The sequence below is a fragment of the Citrobacter cronae genome (assembly GCF_016893685.1).
In the GTDB taxonomy this organism is placed as follows: domain Bacteria; phylum Pseudomonadota; class Gammaproteobacteria; order Enterobacterales; family Enterobacteriaceae; genus Citrobacter; species Citrobacter werkmanii.
This window is the reverse complement of sequence record NZ_CP069763.1, coordinates 3,566,934-3,585,843: the sequence shown is the minus strand read 5'-3', so window position 1 is coordinate 3,585,843 and position 18,910 is coordinate 3,566,934. Positions and strand designations below refer to the sequence as shown.

Genomic DNA, 18,910 nt, shown 5'->3' with positions numbered 1-18,910 from the left:
GGACAACATATGCTGAAAACGATTCGTAAACACGGTATTACTCTGGCGCTGTTTGCCGCGGGATCTACGGGGTTAACCGCGGCAATCAATCAATTAACCAAATCCACTATCAATGAACAAGCGGCGTTGCAGCAAAAAGTATTGTTTGATCAGGTTCTGCCTGGCGATCGCTACAATAACGCGTTGTCTGAGAGTTGCTATCTGGTGAATGCGCAAGCGTTAGGTAAAGGGACTCACCGTGTGTATATCGCGCGCCAGGACGATCGACCTGTTGCGGCAATTCTCGAAGCCACTGCCCCAGATGGTTATTCCGGCGCTATTCAGCTGTTGGTTGGTGTGGATTTCACAGGTACCGTATTGGGCACACGCGTGACTGAACACCATGAAACGCCGGGGCTGGGCGATAAAATTGAGCTGCGTCTGTCCGACTGGATCACCCACTTTAGCGGCAAAACGATCGGCGCGGGTAACGATGCCCACTGGGCGGTGAAGAAAGATGGCGGCGACTTCGACCAGTTTACTGGCGCAACCATTACGCCGCGTGCGGTAGTTAATGCGGTGAAACGCGCCGGTTTGTATGCGCAGACGCTGCCTGCGCAACTCCCTCAACTTAGCGCCTGTGGAGAATAAACCATGAGCGAAATTAAAGATGTCATTGTCCAGGGGTTATGGAAAAATAACTCCGCGCTTGTGCAGTTACTTGGTATGTGCCCGCTGCTGGCGGTAACGTCTACCGCCACCAATGCGTTAGGTCTGGGACTGGCGACTACGCTCGTCCTGACGCTGACGAACCTGACCATTTCAGCCCTGCGTCGCTGGACACCGTCTGAAATTCGTATTCCGATTTATGTCATGATCATCGCTTCCGTCGTGAGTGCGGTACAGATGCTGATTAATGCTTACGCTTTTGGCCTGTATCAGTCTCTGGGGATCTTTATTCCGCTGATTGTGACCAACTGTATTGTTGTTGGTCGTGCTGAAGCCTTCGCGGCTAAAAAAGGCCCGGCATTATCCGCCCTTGATGGGTTCTCCATCGGTATGGGCGCAACTGGGGCCATGTTTGTTCTGGGCTCGCTGCGTGAAATAATTGGTAACGGCACGCTATTTGATGGCGCAGACGGTCTGTTAGGCAGTTGGGCTAAAGTACTACGCGTAGAGATCTTCCATACCGATACGCCGTTTCTGCTGGCCATGCTGCCACCGGGCGCTTTCATTGGTCTGGGCCTGATGCTGGCGGTGAAATATCTGATCGATGAGAAAATGAAGAAACGTCGTGCCGAAGCGGCTGTTGCAGACAGTCCGGTTGGTGAAACAGGGAATGTGTAATGAACAAAGCAAAACGGCTGGAAATACTGACACGCCTGCGTGATAACAATCCGCATCCGACCACTGAGCTGAATTTTACATCGCCGTTCGAACTGCTGATTTCGGTCTTGCTCTCCGCGCAGGCCACCGATGTCAGCGTCAATAAAGCCACGGCTAAGCTGTACCCTGTCGCCAATACACCTGCCGCTATGCTGGAACTCGGCGTAGACGGGGTTAAGTCCTACATCAAGACAATCGGGTTGTTCAACAGCAAAGCGGAGAACGTGATTAAGACCTGCCGCATTCTGCTGGACAAACATAATGGCGAAGTGCCAGAAGACCGGGCCGCATTAGAGGCCCTGCCCGGGGTTGGGCGAAAAACAGCCAACGTGGTGTTAAATACCGCCTTCGGTTGGCCTACCATTGCGGTAGATACCCATATTTTTCGCGTCTGTAATCGCACGCAATTTGCGCCAGGCAAAAACGTCGAGCAGGTAGAGGAAAAATTACTGAAAGTCGTACCGAGTGAATTTAAAGTCGATTGCCATCACTGGTTAATCCTTCATGGCCGCTACACCTGTATTGCCAGAAAACCGCGCTGCGGTTCTTGCATCATCGAAGATCTCTGCGAATTCAAAGAGAAAGTTGATATCTGATACTGATGGGACGTTCCCTTTGCCCCTTTGACACATAACGATTAGTTATGCACTCCCTAAACAATCTTTTCCCGTCGATGATGCCATTCAACTGCGCATATCTAACGCATTATTCTTGTGTATAAACACCTGAGCAGGTTAATCGTTTTTTTAGTAATAGAAATTTCTATCTATACGTGATGCAGATCACTCAGACAACACAATGTTAAATAATTTTTATTTTTTAGTTAAAGTGACAATCAGATGACCTTACTGAACAGTTTCTAAACAAAACATTACACTGGCTATTTTTCAGATAATGGCCTATATCACTGGATTCAACCGCAAATAGCAGAACATATCGCCGCATTGTGGTTTTTGGGTCACTTAAACAGTGTAAAAATCTGCGATTTTTCAAATGAAAAAATTTAACGCTAGATAACATTTCTCTGTACCGATGATTTCACCACCCAGGATATATGTAACAGATTATTACAAACCACTTGTCTGAATGGTCAAGATAGTGAACATTACTTGCCGTTTCCCCTCCCACTATAACAATCGGACGGATGAACTTGATTCATCACGTACCTGAACACCCCCGTTGATATGGGATGTAAAAAAAGAGGTAAAAGTGTCTACTGCAAACAATAAACCAACAGAAAGCGTTAGTTTAAACGCCTTCAAACAACCGAAAGCGTTCTATCTCATTTTCTCGATAGAGCTGTGGGAACGTTTTGGTTATTACGGCCTGCAAGGGATTATGGCCGTCTACCTGGTTAAGCAACTGGGTATGTCAGAAGCGGATTCCATCACCCTTTTCTCGTCCTTTAGCGCCCTGGTGTATGGTCTGGTTGCCATCGGCGGCTGGTTAGGTGATAAAGTTCTGGGAACAAAACGTGTCATTATGCTGGGCGCCATTGTTCTGGCCATCGGTTATGCGCTGGTTGCATGGTCCGGTCACGATGCCGGTATTGTTTATATGGGCATGGCGGCCATCGCGGTCGGTAACGGCCTGTTTAAAGCCAACCCATCCTCCCTGCTCTCTACCTGCTATGCAAAAGATGACCCGCGTCTTGATGGTGCATTTACCATGTACTACATGTCCGTCAACATCGGTTCATTCTTCTCTATGCTGGCAACGCCATGGTTAGCTGCGCGTTACGGCTGGAGCACCGCGTTCGCGCTGAGCGTCGTAGGTATGCTGATCACCGTGGTTAACTTCGCATTTTGTCAGCGCTGGGTTAAACAGTACGGTTCTAAACCTGACTTTGAGCCGATCAACTTCCGTAACCTGCTGCTGACCATCGCTGGGGTTGTGGTTCTGATTGCGATTGCGACCTGGCTGCTGCACAACCAGGAAATCGCCCGTATGGTTCTGGGTGTGATTGCCATTGGTATCGTATTTATCTTCGGTAAAGAAGCCTTCACCATGCACGGTGCTGCGCGTCGTAAAATGATCGTCGCCTTCATTCTGATGCTGGAAGCGATTATCTTCTTCGTGCTGTACAGCCAGATGCCGACTTCACTGAACTTCTTCGCGATTCGTAACGTTGAACACTCTATTCTGGGTATTGCTTTTGAACCTGAGCAGTACCAGGCGCTGAACCCGTTCTGGATCATCATTGGTAGCCCAATCCTCGCCGCTATCTATAACAAGATGGGTGATACGCTGCCGATGCCGACCAAGTTCGCGATTGGTATGGTGCTGTGCTCCGGTGCGTTCCTGATCCTGCCGCTGGGTGCGAAATTCGCCACCGATGCGGGCATCGTTTCTGTTAACTGGCTGATCATCTGCTACGGCCTACAAAGCATCGGTGAGCTGATGATTTCCGGTCTGGGTCTGGCCATGGTGGCGCAGCTGGTTCCGCAGCGTCTGATGGGCTTCATCATGGGGAGCTGGTTCCTGACCACTGCCGGTGCAAACATCATCGGCGGTTACGTCGCCAACATGATGGCAGTTCCAGAAAACGTGACTGACCCGCTGATGTCTCTGGAAGTCTACGGTCGTGTGTTCCTGCAGATTGGTGTTGCAACGGCGGTTATCGCTGTTCTGATGCTGCTGACGGCGCCGAAACTGAATCGTATGACTCAGGACGATGACGCTAATGAGAAAGCCTCTAAGGCCGCGACAGCGTAATTCTCAGGGAAACTCATTTTCAGGCCGCTAACTGTTGTTAGCGGCTTTTTTTTTGCCAAAGGTAGCACTACCATACGATAAACCTCAGCCAAAAGGAGTTACCGATGAAACTATTCTACAAACCGGGCGCTTGTTCTCTCGCTTCCCACATCACGCTGCGTGAGAGCGGTAAAGATTTCACGCTGGATGGTGTCGATTTGATGAAGAAACGTCTGGAAAACGGCGATGATTTTTTCGCGGTAAACCCCAAAGGACAAGTTCCCGCGCTGCTGCTGGACGACGGTACATTACTAACCGAAGGCGTCGCCATCATGCAGTACCTGGCGGACACAGTGCCAGACCGCCACCTCCTCGCCCCTACCAGCAGCCTATCCCGTTACAAAACCATCGAATGGCTTAATTACATTGCGACAGAACTGCATAAAGGTTTTACCCCGCTGTTCCGTCCCGATACGCCGGAAGACTTCAAGCCAACCGTTCGCGCGCAGCTGGAGAAAAAAATGCAGTACGTGAATGAATCGCTGAAAGATGGGCAATGGATCTGCGGCCCACGCTTTAGCATTGCAGACGCTTATCTGTTCACCGTGCTGCGTTGGGCTTATGCGGTTAAGCTGAATATGGCAGGATTAAGCCATATCGAGGCGTATATGGCGCGTATGGCTGAACGCCCGGCGGTTGCCGCAGCGCTTAAAGCAGAAGGGTTGAGCTAATCACTAATGTGCCGGATGGCGGCGCCAGGCGCTTTATCCGGCCTACTTACTTGGCTGGCCGACGGCCAAACGTACGCCCGATAAGCGTGAGCGCCATCGGGCATTGATTACAACTGCGTCGCGCTAAAGTAGTGTTCAGGCTTCGCGATACGATCCTGAGCGGCCACTACCTGCAGTTCATACTCATGCATTTCTTTGGTGGCGATCATCACTTCGTACACTGCCGCCGTCACATGCTCAAGCGCCTGCTGTAAAGACGCGCCCTGGAGCAGTTTCACCAGCAGCAAGCCGCTGGTAACGTCACCCACGCCAACCGGCTGACGCGCGCCAAAATCGACTAATGGGCGGCTGATATGCCACGCCTGTTGCGCAGTGACCAGCAGCATCTCGAAACGATCGGTGCTAATACCTGCGCGGGCCAGATGCTTCACCAGCACAATTTCTGGCCCTTGGGCGATCAGTTCACGGGCAGCCATCACCGCTTCAGTCACATTGTGAACCGCATGTTCGCACAGAATTTCAAGTTCAACCAGGTTCGGGGCAATAATGTCGCTGGCGGGAAGCGCATGACGCACATGAAATTCCGCCACGCCCGGCGCGACGATACACCCTTTCTCCGGATGCCCCATCACGGGGTCACAAAAGTATTTTGCCCGCGGATTGGCCGCTTTAACCTGGCGCACAATACCCAGAATATGCTCACCCTGCTCTGCCGAGCCAAGATAGCCGCTTAGTACTGCGTCACAGGTCTGGAGTTTATCGATATCGGCAATACCCTGCACGATTTCAGTCAGATGAGTCGGCGGCATAACGCAACCGGTCCATTTGCCGTACTGCGTGTGGTTAGAGAACTGCACGGTATTTAACGGCCAGACATTTGCGCCAAGACGACGCATCGGAAATTCAGCCGCGCTGTTGCCCGCATGACCAAAAACAACGTGGGACTGGATGGCGAGGATATTTTTCATTTTACTTATCACAACCCTGAAAAAATAAAGGGGCGTAGTTTCCCACGCCCCTGCTAACTAAATCTTACTTCCAGCAAATCAGACAATAGTTCTTCTTGCCACGGCGCAATAAGGTGTAGCGCCCGAAGAGGATATCACTCTCCTGGAAGAAATATTCCGGATCGGATTGCTTCTCACCGTTGATGGTCACCGCGTTAGACGCAATGGTCTTACGCGCCTGGCCGCGAGACGGTTGCAGTTCGGAATCGACCAGCGCCTGCATCAGATCCGCACCTTTCTCCATCTCAATCATCGGCACGCCATCCTGCGCCAGCTGTTCGAAATCCGCTTCGCTCAAATCGCTCAGGTTGCCGTTGAACAAGCTTTCGGTAATGCGTTTTGCCGCAACCAGACCTTCTTCACCGTGAACCAGACGTGTGACCTGCTCAGCCAGAACATACTGGGCGCGCGGTGCTTTACCACTGTTCTTATCTTCTTCTTCCAGCGCATTGATCTCTTCAATGTCCATGAACGTGAAGAATTTCAGGAAGCGATAAACGTCCGCATCGGCGGTGTTGATCCAGAACTGGTAGAATTTGTACGGACTGGTTTTCTTCGGATCCAGCCACACTGCGCCGCCTTCGGTCTTACCGAATTTGGTGCCGTCCGCTTTGGTGATCAGCGGAACGGTCAAACCAAATACCTGATTCTGGTGCAGACGGCGGGTCAGGTCGATACCTGAGGTAATGTTACCCCACTGGTCAGAACCACCAATCTGCAGCGTCACGCCGTGCAGTTTATTCAGGCAGGCAAAGTCATAGCCCTGCAGCAGATTGTAAGAAAACTCGGTAAAGGAGATCCCCTGATCGTCACGGTTCAGACGTTGCTTAACCGCTTCTTTGTTGATCATCTGGTTAACAGAGAAGTGTTTGCCGATATCACGCAGGAAAGTCAGTACATTCATACCGCCAAACCAGTCGTAGTTGTTCGCAGCAATCGCCGAGTTGTCGCCACAGTCGAAATCGAGGAACGGTGCAACCTGCTTACGGATTTTATCCACCCACTCCTGCACGGTGTCTTCGGTATTCAGTTTACGCTCGGCGGCTTTAAAGCTCGGGTCACCAATCAGACCGGTCGCGCCACCTACCAGTGCAACAGGCTTATGGCCTGCCTGCTGGAAGCGTTTCAGGCATAACAATGGAACCAGATGCCCCAAATGCAAGCTGTCAGCGGTAGGATCGAAGCCGCAATAGAGCGCGATCGGGCCTTGCGCCAGTCGCTCTGCTAACGCTTCCTCGTCCGTCACCTGGGCCACCAGCCCCCGCTCTTGCAATTGTTTAATCAAGTTACTGCTTGCCATCAAAATCTCCATGTATAAAACGACTGCACCTTTGCCGGTACACGACTTTTCGCCTGATGCGAAAGAAACATAGAATAAAGCGCCGGATTGATCAGCACCAGCGCTTAAAACAAGAATTTTGCATCTTTAGGGGGCCAGACGATCAATTTTCCACGCGTTATCTTCACGTTGGTATAAAAAACGATCGTGCAGACGATTTTCGCCGCCCTGCCAAAACTCCATTTGTTCAATACTTACGCGAAAGCCGCCCCAGAAACTGGGCAACGGAACTTCCCCTTGCTGAAACTTCTGCTTCAGCTCAAGGAATTTGCTTTCAAGAATACCGCGAGCGGAGATCCGGCTAGACTGTTTAGATACCCAGGCGCCAATCTGGCTGTCGCGTGGGCGACTGTGGAAGTACTTCACCACCTCAAGCGTGGAAAGGCGCTCAGCCTTGCCAATCACCATCACCTGCCGTTCCAGGGTATGCCATGGGAACAACAGACTGATACGGGGGTTCTTCTCGATTTGATGCGCCTTGCGGCTACCGAGGTTGGTATAGAAAACCAGCCCTTTGTCATCATAATGTTTGAGCAACACGATGCGCTGATACGGCTGACCGTTTTCATCAACGGTCGCAACAACCATAGCAGTAGGGTCTGCCAGTTTGGCATCGCAGGCTTGCCCCAGCCAACGCTCAAACAGCGCAAGGGGCTCGGCGGGAAGATCGTGGCGGCGCAGACCGCCTTTCGTGTATTCACGGCGCAGATGCGCGATTTGCTGCAATTCGTCGTTATCAGACATGATGTTGGGCTACGGATTGTCAGTGGGTGACGCTATTGTGCGCCGCCCAGGTGAAAATCTCAACGCTTCGGGTTCTGTAACTGACAGTTATTTAGCACAATTCTGTCTCGTTTATAGACCGTTGCCTCGTCGCCTTTAGACCAGAAGACGTAGATACCATCCGTATAGCGCGCCCCTGATGCCGACATGCCCTGTTTGAGGTTCAATAGCTGATTATCATAAACAAAGTTCACTTCCTGGCGCGTATTGTTCAGCTTCACGGTAAGCGGTTTTTCATCACAGCGGTATTCAAGCGTGTCGGTTTGCATACGCTCAACAAATTGGTTGTACACGCTGCACCCGCTAAGCAGTACCGGCAGACATACTAACAACAGTTTTTTCATAGCCCTATCCTGAAGACTTTCCTGGTCCCGGAGGGTAATGGCACCCTCCCTAATATCCCTAGTTTACCGGTATGCCGCGCTGAATAATTTCAGTTAACTCTGAGTTCGCGGATTGGCAGGATAAATCGCCCCTAACACGCTCAGCTCTGACGCCCCGGTCACAGAAGGTAAATTTCCCGGTAATCCAGCCAGCGTTCGCCACGCCAGCCAGGCAAAGGCTAACGCTTCCATATCGTCGCCGCTGATCCCGGCTTCATCGGTAGAGGTGACTTCGGTACCTGACAATAATGCCGCCAGACGCATCATCAGCAGCGGATTACGGCTTCCACCGCCACATACCATGAGGCGATCGCAACCGCCGCTTAACAAGACCTGCTCTGAAATGGTGACGGCCGTCAGCTCGGCAAGCGTCGCCTGTACATCGCGTGGGCTGATTCCCGGAAACTGCGCCAGATGACGCTCTATCCAGCCGTAATTGAAATACTCACGACCAGTGCTTTTGGGCGCAGGCGTGGAAAAATAAGGGTCGTTAAGCATATTTTGCAGCAACGGCAGGACTACCGTTCCTGAAATGGCCCACTGCGCATCTTTGTCGTAAGGTTGACCGCATTGCCGCCAGATCCAGGCATCCATCAGCATATTGCCCGGCCCGGTGTCGTATCCACGAACGGGTTGTTGCGGAATAAGCAGAGACAAATTGGCAATTCCGCCGATGTTCAGCACCATCCGCCGTTCCGTAGGATGAGCCAACAGTGCCTGATGAAACGCAGGAACAAGTGGCGCGCCCTGCCCACCGAGCGCGATGTCACGTCGACGAAAATCGCCGACGACGGTTATCCCGGTACGCGCCACAATCTGGTTGTTATCACCAATTTGCAGCGTGTGCGGCGCGGCGCCGTTCGGTTCATGCCACACGGTTTGTCCGTGGCAACCAATCGCCACGATATCCTGCGGTTTCAATTTTTCCTTCGCCAGTAGCGCGTTTACCGCCTCAGCAAAAAGATAACCCAGTTGCGCATCCAGTTGACCAAACTGAGAAAGCGTAAGCTGCTGCCCCTGGCAGATATCCAGAATCGCCTGTTTTACATGACCAGGGATAGGCCTGGTCAGACTCGCCTGCTGTGCAACCATCGTTTCATCTATTGTCGCCAGCACAACATCGACGCCATCAAGGCTGGTTCCAGACATAACACCGATAAAACGGCCCGATTTCATACGTCATCCTTTTAAGCAAATTAGCCTTGACACTCAACCATAAAGTGCAGACTAATGCCATGCTTCCTGAATGATTTTTGAGAGGAAATCATGCCAACGGTCGCTTAATTACATCAATTATATGAATGATTCGTTTATACTCGGTTGATCCGATTTCGGTTAAGATTTTCATATTGTGCCAGTGGAACATGTGACCTCAGGCTCACAAATGCCATATAATTTAACCATGATGGGGCTTTATTAGCGTTTCGTGGTGACAAAGGAGATTTGTAAATGATTAAACGTGTGCTGATTGTTTCATTAATGGGCGTATCTTTAGCGGGCTGCGTGAACAATGATAGCCTTTCAGGCGACGTATATACCGCATCCGAAGCGAAACAAGTTCAGAACGTTACCTACGGTACGATTGTTCATGTTCGTCCGGTGCAAATCCAGGGTGGCGATGACGCAAACGTAATTGGCGCTATCGGTGGTGCGGTGCTCGGCGGGTTCCTGGGTAACACCGTCGGCGGCGGTACGGGTCGTTCATTAGCGACGGCTGCAGGCGCAGTTGCCGGTGGCGTTGCGGGCCAGGGCGTGCAAGGCGCGATGAATAAAACTCAGGGTGTCGAACTGGAAATCCGTAAGGATGATGGTAATACCATCATGGTGGTTCAGAAACAGGGCGCGACCAAATTCTCTGCGGGTCAGCGTGTTGTTATGGCGAACAACGGCAGCCAGGTTACCGTGTCTCCACGTTAATCGAATTTACGTGTGGTCAGGCTCTGGCCACACGTCATCTCTCGTCTCAGCCCTGAGACTGCAGTTCAATAATATTGTGTTCCAGTCTGGCGACCAGTTTTATCAGCAGATCAATTTCCTCAGCTGAAATCCCTTCCAGAATCTCTCCACGTGTCTTGTTGATAACCGCTTCCATATCTGCGATCAGTGGTTCGGCTTTCTCAGTCAGTTTAATTCTCTTTGCCCGACGATCGCTGGCGCAAGTCTGTCGTGAAATGAGTCCCTTTTCTTCCAACTGGTCAAGCGTACGTACCAGCGAAGGCTGTTCGATGCCAATCGCTTTAGCCAACTGGATCTGCGATTGATCCGGTGGCAACTGATGAATGTTGTGCAGCGTAACCCAATGCGTCTGCGTCAACTCCAGAGGTTTCAGGCGATGGTCAATCAGAGCACGCCAAATGCGCACCAACCGTGCCAGATCAGAACCTAATGGCGATTCCAATTTCATCTCCTTATAATTAGCTTGCTAAGTTATTGTACTGATTTTAGAATAGTGTGCAGCATTTGTATTCTCAAAACAAATGTATTGCCAAATTTGCTTACCGGTTGACATTTTTTCAGACATTATGTGTTACAGAGACTCATCGTCTCTTTTTTGCTAAACCTATAGCAATGCTCTCTTCCGTCAAGGATTTTGCCCGTGAAGTTTATGTTTAATGCAACAGGATTGCCCCTACAAGATTTAATGATCGGTGCATCTGTCTACTTCCCTCCCATTTTCAAGGCGTTTGTCGCAGGGTTTATTCTCTGGTTGGTTGTTCATCGCCTGCTGCGCGACTGGATTTATTCCGGTGAGATATGGCATCCCCTGTTGATGGATCTGTCTCTCTTTACGCTTAGCGTAGGTCTGGCCTTTGTTATGCTGATTGTGTGGTGATTATGTCGCTCAAAACCATTAAATACTTCTCAACCATTATAGTCGCTGCAATCGCAGTTTTTGCCGGGTGGTGGATGTGGAATTACTATATGCAATCGCCCTGGACACGTGATGGCAAAGTGCGCGCAGAACAGGTCAGCATCACACCGCAGGTTTCGGGCAGCATTAATGAACTCAATATAAAAGATAACCAGTTCGTGAATAAAGGTGATGTCCTGTTTACTATCGACAAGACGCCGTTTCACATTGCTGAACTGAATGCGCAAGCACAGCTGGCGAAAGCACAATCCGATCTGGCAAAAGCGAATAACGAAGCCAATCGCCGTCGTCACTTATCGCAAAATTATATCTCAGCCGAAGATCTGGATACCGCCAACCTCAACGTAAAAGCGATGCAGGCAAGCGTTGAAGCAGCCGAGGCCAGTTTGCGCCAGGCGCAATGGCAACTGTCGCAAACGGTCGTCAAAGCGCCCGTAGCGGGCTGGGTCACCAACCTTTCAACCCGCACCGGCGACTACGCCTCAACCGGTAAGCCGCTGTTTGCTCTTGTCGACAGCCACTCTTTTTATGTGATGGGGTATTTTGAAGAAACGAAGTTGCGTCACATACGCGAAGGCGCACCGGCGTTAATTACACTCTATAGCGGCAACGTTAAGTTACAGGGTCACGTTTCCAGTATCGGTCGCGCAATTTATGACCAAAGTGTTGAAAGCGATTCCGGTCTGATTCCCGACATCAAACCTAACGTGCCGTGGGTACGTCTGGCGCAGCGTGTCCCTGTACGCATTGAATTTGACGCTTTGCCGCAGGATGTCACACTGGTCTCTGGTACCACCTGTAGCGTCTCCATCGGCCAGCGTAAATGAAAATGCCCCCCCTGACGCCAGGCAATTGGCCGTGGTTTAAAGCCACGCCGGCACAGTGGCGTTATGCGCTGCGTAACACCATTGCAATGTGTCTGGCGTTAACCTTCGCCTATTATCTCAATCTGGACGAGCCCTATTGGGCGATGACTTCGGCGGCGGTGGTGAGTTTCCCTACCGTCGGCGGGGTGATCAGCAAAAGCCTGGGCCGTGTAGCCGGTAGTTTACTTGGCGCGACAGCCGCACTGATTATTGCCGGCCATACCCTTAATGAACCGTGGCTTTTTCTGCTGAGCATGTCAGTCTGGATCGGCTTTTGTACCTGGGCCTGCGCGCATTTTACTAATAACGTCGCCTACGCCTTTCAACTGGCGGGTTACACGGCGGCGATCATCGCGTTTCCCATGGTCAATACCGTCGAGATCACGCAGTTATGGGATATCGCGCAGGCCCGCGTATGCGAGGTCATTGTCGGTATCTTGTGCGGGGGTAGATGATGATGATATCCTACCCAGCACCTCCGATGGCACCACGTTGCTTACAGCACTGAAAAACATGCATACGCGTTTGCTGGAACATGCCAGTTTGCTCTGGCAACCGGAGACAACGGATGCCATCCGCACGGCACATGAAGGTGTTATCGGTCAGATTCTGACCATGAACCTGTTGCGTATACAGGCGTTCTGGAGTCACTACCGCTTTCGCCGCCAAAATGCCTTACTCAATTCGCTGTTGCATCAGCAACTACGTATGACCAGCGTGATTTCCAGCCTGCGCAGAATGCTGCTGAACTGGCCTAATCCTCCCGCTAATACCCGCGATATCATTGAGCAATTACTTGGCGCGCTGGTCAAATCCAATACCGACAGCTATACCGTCGCGCGTATCATCGCCCCACTGCGGCCCGTCGATGCCCGCGATTATCGACACGTCGCCTTCTGGCAACGGCTGCGCTATTTTTGCCGCCTCTACTTACGTAGCAGCCATTACCTGCATTTGCTGGAAAATGGCGTTACCGCCGAACGTATCAATGTTGCTCGTACGCCAGGGCTTGCCCGCCATACCGATAATGCGGAAGCTATCTGGAGCGGGTTGCGCACGTTCTGCACTTTGATGCTTATCGGCGCATGGAGCATTGGCGCACAATGGGAATCAGGATCTGGCGCACTCACGCTCGCGGCCATCAGCAGCGTGTTGTATTCCGCCGTTGCCACGCCCTTCAAATCACTTTCCTTGTTAATGCGCACGTTGGTTCTGTTGTCGCTGTTTAGCTTTGTGGTCAAGTTTGGTTTGATGGTACAAATTACCGACCTCTGGCAGTTCATCCTGTTTCTCTTCCCGCTCCTCGCCACCATGCAGTTGTTAAAGCTACAAATGCCTGCGCTGGCGGGGCTTTGGGGGCAGCTTATCGTGTTTATGGGATCGTTCATCGCGGTAACGAATCCCCCGGTATACGATTTTGCTGATTTTCTGAATGACAATTTGGCGAAAATCACCGGCGTTGCGCTGTCATGGCTGGCATTCGCTATTCTACGCCCCGGATCGGATGCGCGGAAAAGCCGCCGTCATATTCGCGCCCTGCGTCGGGATTTTGTCGATCAGCTCAGCCGACATCCTGCACTCAGTGAGAATGAATTTGAGTCGTTGACCTATCATCACGTCAGCCAGCTGAGTAACAGTCAGGATGCGCTGGCGAGGCGTTGGTTATTACGTTGGGGGGTTGTCTTGCTGAACTGCTCGCATGTGGTGTGGCAACTACGTACCTGGGAGGCGCGCTCAGATCCGCTGGCTCGCGTCAGGGACGTGTGTATCGCGTTGCTTCGCGACGTGATGAGTGAGCGCGGCGTCCAACAACGACCGTTGAATGCCACGCTAAACGAGCTACAGCGTATCTGCGATACGCTCGCCCACCATCACCAACCTGCTGCGCAGGAGTTGTCGGCCCTCGTCTGGCGGCTGCATTGCTCGCTGTCACAGCTTGAACAGGCACCACCACCGGGTACGCTAAGCAGCTGATTATTTGATAACGCCACAGGCGTAGCGCGCTCCGCCACCGCCAAGCGGTTTCGGTTGATCGGACATATTATCGCCGCCCACATGAATCATCAGCGCCTTACCTTTTACCTCATCCAGGGATTTAAGCCGGGGCGCAACGACCGGTGTTGTGGCGTTACCATCGTTATTCACCACCAGCAGCGGCAGGTCACCCATGTGGCCTGCCCCTTCCGGGCCTTCGTGTTTACCCGTTTGGTGAGGGTCGTAATGCCCTCCCGCTGATTCCGCCGCTGACGCCTTCCCGTCTTTAATCGCCGGTTGGCAGCTGCCGTTGGCATGCACATGGAAACCATGTTCACCCGGCGGCAACGCTTTCAAATCGGGGGTAAATTCCAGCCCCTTTCCGGTTTCAGTAATTGAGACAGTACCAATCGCCTGGCCGACGCCTTGCGACGTCACCAGATTCATCGTCACTTTTTCTTCACTGGCAGCCTGCGCACCTGCACAGGCCAGTAAGGTAATAATGGCTAAACTCAAACGCTTCATAAGACCTCCGTCTAAAAGGTGTCTGATTGATAAGTGTAAACCAGTGACACAAATTTGAACGGTGAGGCGCCAAAAACGCGATTAAGGCACGTCATAACCGAGCGCGGCTTTACGGATTCGGAACCATTGTTGGCGAGACATGTTCAGCGCTTCGGACTCAATGGCGGCACGAACACGCTCGATTTTACCCGAACCAATAATCGGCAGCGGTTGCGAAGGCAGACGTAAGATCCAGGCGTACACCACCTGCTCAATAGACTGTGCGTTCAACTCTTCTGCGATCGCGGCCAGTTCATTGCGCAGCGGCTGGAAGGCATCGTCATTAAACAGACGACCGCCTCCGAGGCAGGACCAGGCCATCGGGCGGATACGCAGCTGTTGTAATTGATCTAATGTGCCATCCAGCAGGAGTGGCTGATGCACCGGTGAAATTTCAACCTGGTTGGTCGCCAGTGTAAACGGCAGACGCGATTGCAGCAGCGAGAACTGCGCAGGGGTGAAGTTAGAGACGCCAAAGTGACGCACTTTGCCGCTATGGTGCAATTTTTTAAATGCGTCGGCCACATCGTCTGCATCCATCAGTGGATCGGGACGATGAATCAGCAGCAAATCAATATGATCGGTCGCCAACAGCTTTAACGATTGTTCCGCGCTGGCAATAATATGGGCGCTGTCGGTAATGTAGTGCCCGAGCGCATTTTCCGTGCGTGCCGTCGTGGCGATCCCGCATTTGGTGACAATCTGCATTTTCTCACGTAAATGCGGAGCCAGCTTCATCGCCTCGCCAAACGCTGCTTCACACTGGTATCCGCCGTAGATATCGGCGTGATCGACGGTGGTAACGCCCAGGTCAAGATGCTCTTCAATAAAGCTGACTAACTGACGCGTGGACATATTCCAGTCCATCAGGCGCCAGTAACCCATCACAAAGCGAGAAAATTCCGGGCCTTGCGGCGCAATAGTAATACGCTGAACCATAGCAGCTTCCTTATAAATGAATGTGCATCGAGTATACGCAATTACGCATTTAAAAGAGTGAAGGTTGTTGCGGTTCTTCCGGCGGGTTGGGTTTGTTTGCACGTAATTTACGCATCAGGCGCTGACGACAAAGACGCAGCACGTCCTGCTTTTCGGCATCGCTCATTTTTTGCCAGTTAAAACGCTCATCCCGGCTACGAAAACAGCCACGGCAAAAGCCGCGCTCGTCAGACTGACATATACCACGGCATGGGCTCTGGACGGGGAAAAATTCCAGCTGTTCGGCCACATCCCCTCCTGTAGTAAGATTGATATATCTATTGAAGACGTTAACTGAATTTCTCGCAAGCGCTATTGCATTAGACCGACTGGTCTATTATGCTTCTTTCATGAACAAAGTCACTGAACACGATACACGCGAACATCTTCTGGCGACTGGCGAGCTGCTGTGCATGCAGCGTGGCTTTACCGGCATGGGTCTGAGTGAGCTACTGAAAACCGCTGAAGTGCCTAAGGGTTCGTTTTATCACTATTTTCGCTCAAAAGAAGCGTTCGGCGTCGCGATGCTGGAACGCCACTATGCGGCTTATCATCAGCGATTGGCTACGCATTTTGATACGGGGGCGGGAAATTACCGCGACAGGATTCTGGCTTACTATCAGGAAACCCTGAATCAGTTTAGCCAGCACGGCATTATTAGCGGTTGTTTAACCGTTAAACTGTCTGCCGAAGTGTGCGATCTGTCAGAAGATATGCGTACCGCGATGGATAAAGGCGCGCGACACATTATTGCGTTGCTGGCCCAGGCGCTGGAGAAAGGTCAGGCCAATCATTGTCTGTCTTTTGTTGGCGAGCCATTACAGCAGGCGCAGGTTTTGTATGCGCTGTGGCTGGGCGCCAATCTTCAGGCCAAGATTTCTCGTAGCGCCACGCCGCTGGAAAATGCGCTGGCGCACGTTAAAACCATCATTACAACGCCTGCCGTTTAACAGGCGTTTTTATTTCTTTTATTACTAGACGACCGGTCTATTCAGGAGTGCCACATGTCATCTGAAAAATTGTTTTCCCCACTGAAAGTGGGTGCCATTACGGCAGCAAACCGCGTTTTTATGGCGCCATTGACGCGTCTGCGCAGCATTGAGCCTGGCGACATCCCTACTCCGCTGATGGCCGAGTATTACCGTCAACGCGCCAGCGCGGGACTCATCATCAGTGAAGCGACGCAGATTTCCGCCCAGGCGAAAGGCTATGCCGGTGCGCCGGGACTACACAGCGAAGCGCAGATTGCCGCATGGAAGAAAATCACTGCAGCCGTACATGCTGAGCAAGGTCATATTGCTGTCCAGTTGTGGCACACCGGGCGCATCTCCCACGCCAGTCTGCAGCCAAACGGCCAGCCACCGGTAGCACCTTCCGCGATTAGCGCCGGTACCCGCACCTCACTGCGCGATGAAAACGGTCTGGCGACGCGTGCCGATACGACTATGCCGCGCGCACTCGAAACGGAAGAAATTCCGGGTATCGTTAATGATTTCCGTCAGGCAATTGCTAACGCGCGTGAAGCGGGTTTCGACATGGTAGAACTGCACTCCGCCCACGGCTACCTGCTGCACCAGTTCCTGTCGCCAACCTCTAACCAGCGTACCGATCAATACGGCGGTAGCGTCGAGAATCGTGCGCGTCTGGTGCTGGAAGTTGTCGATGCCGGTATTAAAGAATGGGGTGCCGACCGCATTGGTATTCGCGTCTCTCCGATTGGCTCTTTCCAGAACGTCGACAACGGTCCGAATGAAGAAGCCGACGCGCTGTATCTGATTGAACAACTGGGCAAGCGCGGTATCGCTTATCTGCATATGTCTGAACCGGACTGGGCTGGTGGTGAGCCGTATTCCGACGCGTTCCGCGAGAAAGTGCGTGCCCGTTTCCACGGTCCGATCATTGGCGCGGGCGCTTACACGCCTGAAAAAGCCGAAACGCTGATCGAGAAAGGTCTGATCGACGCCGTTGCTTTTGGTCGCGCTTATATCGCTAACCCGGATCTGGTGGCGCGTCTGCAACATAAAGCGGAACTGAACCCACAGCGTGCCGAAAGCTTCTACGGCGGCGGCGCGGAAGGTTACACCGATTACCCGACCCTCTAACTTCACAATCTCCGTTCTGCCATTGATAGCGGCGTAACAACGCCGCTATACTAAAACAACATTTTGAATGTATTAGCCATTTTCGAAGGGGAAAAAGATGCGTTTACTTCATACCATGCTGCGCGTGGGTGACCTGCAGCGTTCCATCGAGTTTTATACCAACGTGCTGGGCATGAAGCTGCTGCGTACCAGCGAAAACCCTGAATACAAGTACTCTCTGGCCTTTGTTGGCTACGGTCCTGAAACCAGTGAAGCCGTGATCGAACTGACCTATAACTGGGGCGTTGACAACTATGAGCTGGGCACAGCCTACGGTCATATCGCCCTGAGCGTAGACAACGCGGCTGAAGCCTGCGAACGTATTCGTCAGAACGGTGGTAACGTGACGCGTGAAGCTGGCCCGGTAAAAGGCGGCACAACCGTGATCGCGTTTGTTGAAGATCCGGACGGCTACAAAATTGAATTAATTGAAGAGAAAGACGCCGGGCGCGGCCTGGGCGACTAACCTCCCCCTCGGGCGCAGATCGTCTGTGCCCGTAGTTTTATCATCATCATTTTGCCATAATACGCGCTGCAATTTTCCCGTATTAAGAGACCCAGATGTCCGATAACGCTCAACTTTCCGGTCTGTGTGACCGTTTTCGTGGTTTTTACCCTGTCGTCATTGATGTCGAAACCGCAGGGTTTAATGCCAAAACCGATGCGCTGCTTGAGATCGCAGCCATCACATTGAAAATGGATGAACAAGGCTGGCTGATGCCGGACACGACGTTACATTTCCACGTAGAGCCGTTTGAAGGGGCAAATTTGCAGCCTGAAGCGCTCGCCTTTAACGGTATTGACCCTAACAATCCTTTACGTGGCGCGGTCAGCGAATACGACGCTCTACATGCCATCTTTAAAATGGTACGTAAAGGCATTAAAGACAGCGGCTGCAATCGGGCAATCATGGTGGCGCATAACGCCACATTCGACCACAGTTTTATGATGGCCGCTGCAGAACGCGCCTCACTGAAACGTAACCCGTTTCACCCGTTCGTTACCTTTGATACTGCGGCATTAAGCGGTCTGTCGCTGGGGCAAACTGTGTTATCAAAAGCATGCCTGGCGGCAGGAATGGAATTTGATGGCACTCAGGCGCACTCGGCGCTGTATGACACCGAACGTACGGCCGTGCTGTTTTGTGAAATCGTTAACCGCTGGAAACGCCTCGGCGGCTGGCCTCTCCCCGTGCCGGAAGACGCATAACGGA

The 18,910-nt window shown here is 52.0% G+C and carries 21 protein-coding genes and 1 pseudogene; 13 read left to right on the top strand and 9 right to left on the bottom strand.

Going from position 1 to position 18,910, the window contains the following annotated elements; genetic code table 11:
* Positions 1-9 precede the first annotated feature (9 nt).
* The 5 genes from rsxG to gstA all read left to right on the top strand — a co-directional run bounded on the left by rsxG (position 10) and on the right by gstA (position 4,790).
* The gene (gene rsxG / locus JSN25_RS15435) at positions 10-630 is read left to right on the top strand and encodes an electron transport complex subunit RsxG (protein WP_204525092.1); all 621 of its coding nucleotides are present in this window, start codon (positions 10-12) and stop codon (positions 628-630) included.
* Positions 631-633: 3 nt separating this feature from the next.
* Positions 634-1,326, top strand: coding sequence for an electron transport complex subunit E (locus tag JSN25_RS15430; RefSeq protein ID WP_038640410.1), 693 nt, complete (start codon positions 634-636; stop codon positions 1,324-1,326).
* On the top strand, positions 1,326-1,961 hold the full coding sequence (nth, locus tag JSN25_RS15425) for an endonuclease III (protein ID WP_137347238.1): 636 nt from the start codon (positions 1,326-1,328) through the stop codon (positions 1,959-1,961). The genes JSN25_RS15430 and nth overlap by 1 nt, the downstream gene beginning before the upstream one ends.
* A 613-nt stretch (positions 1,962-2,574) precedes the next feature.
* The gene (gene dtpA / locus JSN25_RS15420; RefSeq protein ID WP_042308624.1) at positions 2,575-4,080 is read left to right on the top strand and encodes a dipeptide/tripeptide permease DtpA; all 1,506 of its coding nucleotides are present in this window, start codon (positions 2,575-2,577) and stop codon (positions 4,078-4,080) included.
* Between the two features lie 104 nt (positions 4,081-4,184).
* On the top strand, positions 4,185-4,790 hold the full coding sequence (gene gstA, locus JSN25_RS15415) for a glutathione transferase GstA (RefSeq protein WP_069324194.1): 606 nt from the start codon (positions 4,185-4,187) through the stop codon (positions 4,788-4,790).
* Positions 4,791-4,897: 107 nt separating this feature from the next.
* Here gstA and pdxY read toward each other — a convergent pair whose 3' ends face one another.
* From pdxY to anmK, 5 genes are all read right to left on the bottom strand, one after another.
* Positions 4,898-5,758: a pyridoxal kinase PdxY gene (gene pdxY / locus JSN25_RS15410; protein ID WP_061381401.1), complete on the bottom strand. Its 861-nt coding sequence runs from the start codon at positions 5,756-5,758 to the stop codon at positions 4,898-4,900.
* A 64-nt stretch (positions 5,759-5,822) separates the two neighbouring features.
* Positions 5,823-7,097: a tyrosine--tRNA ligase gene (tyrS, locus tag JSN25_RS15405; RefSeq protein ID WP_038640399.1), complete on the bottom strand. Its 1,275-nt coding sequence runs from the start codon at positions 7,095-7,097 to the stop codon at positions 5,823-5,825.
* A gap of 126 nt (positions 7,098-7,223) precedes the next feature.
* Complete coding sequence (gene pdxH, locus JSN25_RS15400) at positions 7,224-7,880, bottom strand: pyridoxamine 5'-phosphate oxidase (protein WP_038640396.1); 657 nt, start codon at positions 7,878-7,880, stop codon at positions 7,224-7,226.
* A gap of 59 nt (positions 7,881-7,939) precedes the next feature.
* Positions 7,940-8,263 carry a C-type lysozyme inhibitor gene (gene mliC, locus JSN25_RS15395; protein ID WP_038640393.1) on the bottom strand — a complete coding sequence of 108 codons (324 nt, stop codon included), beginning with the start codon at positions 8,261-8,263 and terminating at the stop codon, positions 7,940-7,942.
* 93 nt (positions 8,264-8,356) lie between these two features.
* Positions 8,357-9,478 carry an anhydro-N-acetylmuramic acid kinase gene (gene anmK / locus JSN25_RS15390; RefSeq protein ID WP_204525091.1) on the bottom strand — a complete coding sequence of 374 codons (1,122 nt, stop codon included), beginning with the start codon at positions 9,476-9,478 and terminating at the stop codon, positions 8,357-8,359.
* Between the two features lie 273 nt (positions 9,479-9,751).
* Between anmK and slyB the strand changes: the two genes are divergently transcribed.
* Positions 9,752-10,219, top strand: a complete 468-nt coding sequence (gene slyB / locus JSN25_RS15385; protein WP_003029175.1) for an outer membrane lipoprotein SlyB — start codon at positions 9,752-9,754, stop codon at positions 10,217-10,219.
* 46 nt (positions 10,220-10,265) lie between these two features.
* On the opposite strand, the gene slyA is transcribed toward slyB, so the two are convergent.
* Complete coding sequence (slyA, locus tag JSN25_RS15380) at positions 10,266-10,706, bottom strand: transcriptional regulator SlyA (protein ID WP_019076732.1); 441 nt, start codon at positions 10,704-10,706, stop codon at positions 10,266-10,268.
* A gap of 192 nt (positions 10,707-10,898) precedes the next feature.
* Between slyA and JSN25_RS15375 the strand changes: the two genes are divergently transcribed.
* The 3 genes and pseudogenes from JSN25_RS15375 (at position 10,899) to JSN25_RS15365 (ending at position 14,014) form a co-directional block, all read left to right on the top strand.
* On the top strand, positions 10,899-11,135 hold the full coding sequence (locus tag JSN25_RS15375) for a DUF1656 domain-containing protein (RefSeq protein WP_038640388.1): 237 nt from the start codon (positions 10,899-10,901) through the stop codon (positions 11,133-11,135).
* A gap of 2 nt (positions 11,136-11,137) precedes the next feature.
* Positions 11,138-12,001 carry an efflux RND transporter periplasmic adaptor subunit gene (locus tag JSN25_RS15370; protein WP_038640386.1) on the top strand — a complete coding sequence of 288 codons (864 nt, stop codon included), beginning with the start codon at positions 11,138-11,140 and terminating at the stop codon, positions 11,999-12,001.
* Positions 11,998-14,014: pseudogene (locus tag JSN25_RS15365) on the top strand (FUSC family protein). The gene JSN25_RS15370 and the pseudogene JSN25_RS15365 overlap by 4 nt, the downstream one beginning before the upstream one ends.
* Here JSN25_RS15365 and sodC read toward each other — a convergent pair.
* The 3 genes from sodC to JSN25_RS15350 all read right to left on the bottom strand — a co-directional run bounded on the left by sodC (position 14,015) and on the right by JSN25_RS15350 (position 15,806).
* Positions 14,015-14,539: a superoxide dismutase [Cu-Zn] SodC gene (gene sodC / locus JSN25_RS15360; RefSeq protein WP_038640384.1), complete on the bottom strand. Its 525-nt coding sequence runs from the start codon at positions 14,537-14,539 to the stop codon at positions 14,015-14,017.
* Positions 14,540-14,620: 81 nt separating this feature from the next.
* Positions 14,621-15,517, bottom strand: coding sequence for an aldo/keto reductase (locus JSN25_RS15355; RefSeq protein ID WP_038640383.1), 897 nt, complete (start codon positions 15,515-15,517; stop codon positions 14,621-14,623).
* A 49-nt stretch (positions 15,518-15,566) separates the two neighbouring features.
* Positions 15,567-15,806, bottom strand: a complete 240-nt coding sequence (locus tag JSN25_RS15350) for a DUF1289 domain-containing protein (protein ID WP_038640381.1) — start codon at positions 15,804-15,806, stop codon at positions 15,567-15,569.
* A gap of 100 nt (positions 15,807-15,906) precedes the next feature.
* Here JSN25_RS15350 and JSN25_RS15345 point away from each other — a divergent pair, with 100 nt between their 5' ends.
* The 4 genes from JSN25_RS15345 (at position 15,907) to rnt (ending at position 18,906) form a co-directional block, all read left to right on the top strand.
* Entirely contained in the window at positions 15,907-16,506 is a 600-nt protein-coding gene (locus JSN25_RS15345; RefSeq protein WP_038640379.1) for a TetR/AcrR family transcriptional regulator, read from the top strand.
* Positions 16,507-16,560: 54 nt separating this feature from the next.
* A complete protein-coding gene (nemA, locus tag JSN25_RS15340) occupies positions 16,561-17,658 on the top strand; it encodes an alkene reductase (protein WP_038640378.1) in 1,098 nt (365 codons plus the stop codon).
* A gap of 97 nt (positions 17,659-17,755) precedes the next feature.
* A complete protein-coding gene (gene gloA / locus JSN25_RS15335; protein ID WP_038640376.1) occupies positions 17,756-18,163 on the top strand; it encodes a lactoylglutathione lyase in 408 nt (135 codons plus the stop codon).
* Between the two features lie 95 nt (positions 18,164-18,258).
* Positions 18,259-18,906: a ribonuclease T gene (gene rnt, locus JSN25_RS15330; protein WP_038640374.1), complete on the top strand. Its 648-nt coding sequence runs from the start codon at positions 18,259-18,261 to the stop codon at positions 18,904-18,906.
* Positions 18,907-18,910 lie beyond the last annotated feature (4 nt).

Excerpts from the sequence above, each read along its gene's own strand:
- rsxG (WP_204525092.1), top strand. The coding sequence starts at position 10 with ATGCTGAAAACGATTCGTAAACACGGTATTACTCTGGCGCTGTTTGCC.
- JSN25_RS15430 (WP_038640410.1), top strand. The coding sequence starts at position 634 with ATGAGCGAAATTAAAGATGTCATTGTCCAGGGGTTATGGAAAAATAAC.
- nth (WP_137347238.1), top strand. The coding sequence starts at position 1,326 with ATGAACAAAGCAAAACGGCTGGAAATACTGACACGCCTGCGTGATAAC.
- gstA (WP_069324194.1), top strand. The coding sequence starts at position 4,185 with ATGAAACTATTCTACAAACCGGGCGCTTGTTCTCTCGCTTCCCACATC.
- pdxY (WP_061381401.1), bottom strand. The coding sequence starts at position 5,758 with ATGAAAAATATCCTCGCCATCCAGTCCCACGTTGTTTTTGGTCATGCG.
- tyrS (WP_038640399.1), bottom strand. The coding sequence starts at position 7,097 with ATGGCAAGCAGTAACTTGATTAAACAATTGCAAGAGCGGGGGCTGGTG.
- pdxH (WP_038640396.1), bottom strand. The coding sequence starts at position 7,880 with ATGTCTGATAACGACGAATTGCAGCAAATCGCGCATCTGCGCCGTGAA.
- mliC (WP_038640393.1), bottom strand. The coding sequence starts at position 8,263 with ATGAAAAAACTGTTGTTAGTATGTCTGCCGGTACTGCTTAGCGGGTGC.
- anmK (WP_204525091.1), bottom strand. The coding sequence starts at position 9,478 with ATGAAATCGGGCCGTTTTATCGGTGTTATGTCTGGAACCAGCCTTGAT.
- slyB (WP_003029175.1), top strand. The coding sequence starts at position 9,752 with ATGATTAAACGTGTGCTGATTGTTTCATTAATGGGCGTATCTTTAGCG.
- slyA (WP_019076732.1), bottom strand. The coding sequence starts at position 10,706 with ATGAAATTGGAATCGCCATTAGGTTCTGATCTGGCACGGTTGGTGCGC.
- JSN25_RS15370 (WP_038640386.1), top strand. The coding sequence starts at position 11,138 with ATGTCGCTCAAAACCATTAAATACTTCTCAACCATTATAGTCGCTGCA.
- sodC (WP_038640384.1), bottom strand. The coding sequence starts at position 14,539 with ATGAAGCGTTTGAGTTTAGCCATTATTACCTTACTGGCCTGTGCAGGT.
- JSN25_RS15355 (WP_038640383.1), bottom strand. The coding sequence starts at position 15,517 with ATGGTTCAGCGTATTACTATTGCGCCGCAAGGCCCGGAATTTTCTCGC.
- JSN25_RS15345 (WP_038640379.1), top strand. The coding sequence starts at position 15,907 with ATGAACAAAGTCACTGAACACGATACACGCGAACATCTTCTGGCGACT.
- nemA (WP_038640378.1), top strand. The coding sequence starts at position 16,561 with ATGTCATCTGAAAAATTGTTTTCCCCACTGAAAGTGGGTGCCATTACG.
- gloA (WP_038640376.1), top strand. The coding sequence starts at position 17,756 with ATGCGTTTACTTCATACCATGCTGCGCGTGGGTGACCTGCAGCGTTCC.
- rnt (WP_038640374.1), top strand. The coding sequence starts at position 18,259 with ATGTCCGATAACGCTCAACTTTCCGGTCTGTGTGACCGTTTTCGTGGT.